Raw genomic sequence first — 3,033 nt, forward strand, 5'->3', positions numbered from 1 at the left:
GATCGGGACCGGGGGAAGGGGGGTGCTGCTCTGCCATCACATCTCCTACGAGCTCGTTAGAAGGGGGCCACCGGCCTCAGCCGGTGGGGGAATTGCCTCTCTGGTCCGCTCCGACCTCGGCTGTGTACACGGATCTGCACTGTTCACCTCGGCCACGGCACACCCTTTCTGCTAGATACACTGCACATGTATAATCGGCGCATGGCCGTGACCAGGAAGGTCCGCCGGTTCTCCGGCGGCGTGTACGACCTCGGGCTCCACATCGTGTGGTGCCCGAAGTACCGCCGCCCGGTCCTGGAGGGACGGGTCGCGGCACGCCTGGAGGAGTTGATCCGGGCCAAAGCCGACGAACGGGGATGGCGGATCGTGGCGTTCGAGGTCATGTCCGACCACGTCCATTTGTTCGTCCAGCACGATCCGAAGTCCTCGGCCTCGTACGTGGCCAACCAGTTCAAGGGCTTCACCTCCCGTGTACTGCGGGAGGAGTTCCCGCACCTGAGGTCGCGGATGCCCACGCTGTGGTCGTCGTCGTACTTCGCGGCATCGGCCGGAGCCCTCTCGGCGGACACCGTCGAGAAGTACATCGACACCCAGTGGGAACGCCCGCGGAAGAAGAAGGGGGACGGCTCGTGATCCGCGCGTACAAGTTCCTCCTGCGCCCCACCGCCGGCCAGGAGCAGGCCCTGGCCGAGATGCTGGCCGACCACCGCTCCCTGTACAACGGCGCGCTGCAGGAACGCCGCGACGCCTGGCGGCACGCTTCGAAGACCACCGTCCGGTACGGCGACCAGTCCGCGCAGCTCAAGGAGATCCGGGCGTTCGACCCCGAGCGGCAGGGGCGCTGGTCGTTCTCCTCGCAGCAAGCGACCCTGCGCCGTCTGGACCAGGCATTCGCCGCGTTCTTCCGGCGAGTCAGGGCCGGGCAGGTCCCGGGGTATCCGCGCTTCAAGGGCACCGGGCACTTCGACACCGTCACCTTTCCCCGGGACGGTGACGGCTGCCGCTGGAACTCCACCCCGCACGCTGCGCAGACCCGCCTCCGCCTCCAGGGTGTCGGGCATGTGCGCGTCCACCAGCACCGGCCCGTACAGGGACGGGTCAAGACGGTCAGTGTGAAGCGCGAGGGAAGGCGCTGGTACGCCGTCCTGGTCTGCGACCAGGTGCCCGCCCAGGAGCTGCCGCCCACCGGGAGAAGCGTCGGCATCGACCTGGGCGTCACACACTTCCTGACCACCTCCGAGGGCGAGCACGTCGCCAACCCGCGCTTCCTCGCCTCCGTGGCGGAGGAGCTGGCCGCAGCCCAGCGGCACCTCGCGACGTTCCCCCAGCGCACCCGGCAGCGCACCAAGCGCCACCGCGCCGCCGCACGGAAGGTCGCCAGGCTGCACGCCAAGATCCGCAGGCAGCGCGCCGACTTCCATCACAAGACCGCCCGCGCACTCGTCACCGACCACGACACGATCGCGCACGAGCGGCTGAACACCGCCGGGATGACCAGAAGCCCGGCACCCCGGCCCGACTCGGAGGGCGACGGCGCGTTCCTGGCGAACGGCGCCGCCGCCAAGGCCGGGCTGAACAAGAGCATCCTCGACGCGGGGTGGGCGCGGTTCCTGGGAATCCTGGCGAACAAGGCTGAGAGCGCCGGTCGCCGCGTGATCCCGGTGGACCCCCGCAACACCTCGGTCACGTGCCCGCCCAGCCTCGGCGGCTGCGGGCACGTGGACAGGAACAACCGCGTCACCCAGGCGGCGTTCCGGTGCACGGCGTGCGGGCTCACCAGCAACGCGGACCACGTCGGCGCGGTGAACGTCCTCGACAGGGCCGGGCTGGTCCTCTGCGCGGCGGCCTAGCCACCGACGCAGGAAGCCCGCGCGGTCACGCGCGGGTGGAGTCACTGGAGCAGAAGACCGTGACAACCGCCCCGTCGGCCGCGACCGCGCCCCGGCCATCGCGGGGCGACGGGCGTCTTGACGGCCCCGCCCGGCGAAAATACCTTCCGCCATGTGAACAACTCTGTGAAGGAAAGTTTCTCCGGTCCGGTCCGCGACACCGCGCCGGGCCGCCGCCCCGGTCCCCCGGAGCCCGCCGCCCTCGCGGCCAAGGTGCGCACCATGGCCCCCTCCATGACCCGCTCCATGCAGCGCGTCGCCGAGGCCGTCGCCGGCGACCCCGCCGGATGCGCGCGGCTCACCGTCACCGGTCTCGCCGAGCGCACCGGCACCAGCGAGGCCACCGTCGTACGGACCTCGCGCCTGCTGGGCTACCCCGGCTACCGCGATCTGCGCCTGGCGCTGGCCGGGCTCGCCGCGCAGCAGGCATCCGGCGCCTCCCCGTCGGTGACCGCCGACATCGCCGTGGACGATCCCATCGAGGACGTCATAGCCAAGCTCGCCCACGACGAGCGGCAGACCCTCGCCGACACCGCCGCCGGTCTGGACCCCGGCCAGGTCGAGGCGGCCGTGCACGCCATGGCCTCCGCCCGCCGGATAGACCTCTACGGCGCCGGCGCCTCCGCCCTGGTCGCCCAGGACCTGGCGCAGAAGCTGCTGCGGATCGGCCTGGTCGCCCACGCCCACGCCGATCCGCATCTGGCCGTCACCGGCGCCGTGCAGCTGCGCGCCGGGGACGTCGCCCTGGCGGTGACCCACTCCGGCCGTACGGTGGACGTGATCGAACCGCTGCGCGTCGCCTTCGACCACGGCGCCACCACCGTGGCCGTCACCGGCCGCCCGGACGGGGAGATCGCGCAGTACGCCGACCACGTGCTGACCACCTCCACGGCGCGCGAGAGCGAGCTGCGCCCGGCGGCCATGTCCAGCCGGACCAGCCAGCTGCTGGTCGTGGACTGCCTGTTCATCGGCGTGGCACAGCGCACCTACGAGACCGCCGCCCCCGCGCTGGCGGCCTCCTACGAGGCGCTGGCCCACCGCCACTCGCCCCGGCAGCGCTGACCCCCGCGCCCGCGACCGCACTCGCCCCTCGCCCGTCCGAGCAGCACCCGAGCAGCACCCGAGCAGCACCGCCCAACCCCCC

General features: G+C 71.9%; 3 protein-coding genes. All 3 read left to right on the forward strand.

Annotation, left to right across the window (positions count from 1 at the left end; all coding sequences use genetic code 11):
• Positions 1 to 201: 201 nt before the first annotated feature.
• Complete coding sequence (gene tnpA, locus L7D48_RS15155) at positions 202 to 633, forward strand: IS200/IS605 family transposase (RefSeq protein ID WP_237879969.1); 432 nt, start codon at positions 202 to 204, stop codon at positions 631 to 633.
• Positions 630 to 1,850 (forward strand): transposase, encoded by a 1,221-nt coding sequence (locus tag L7D48_RS15160; protein ID WP_237879970.1) that lies wholly within the window; start codon positions 630 to 632, stop codon positions 1,848 to 1,850. The genes tnpA and L7D48_RS15160 overlap by 4 nt, the downstream gene beginning before the upstream one ends.
• Before the next feature lie 165 nt (positions 1,851 to 2,015).
• Positions 2,016 to 2,951: a MurR/RpiR family transcriptional regulator gene (locus tag L7D48_RS15165; RefSeq protein ID WP_237879979.1), complete on the forward strand. Its 936-nt coding sequence runs from the start codon at positions 2,016 to 2,018 to the stop codon at positions 2,949 to 2,951.
• Positions 2,952 to 3,033 lie beyond the last annotated feature (82 nt).

Source organism: Streptomyces sp. ICN903, assembly GCF_022015835.1.
Taxonomy (GTDB): domain Bacteria; phylum Actinomycetota; class Actinomycetes; order Streptomycetales; family Streptomycetaceae; genus Streptomyces; species Streptomyces fenghuangensis.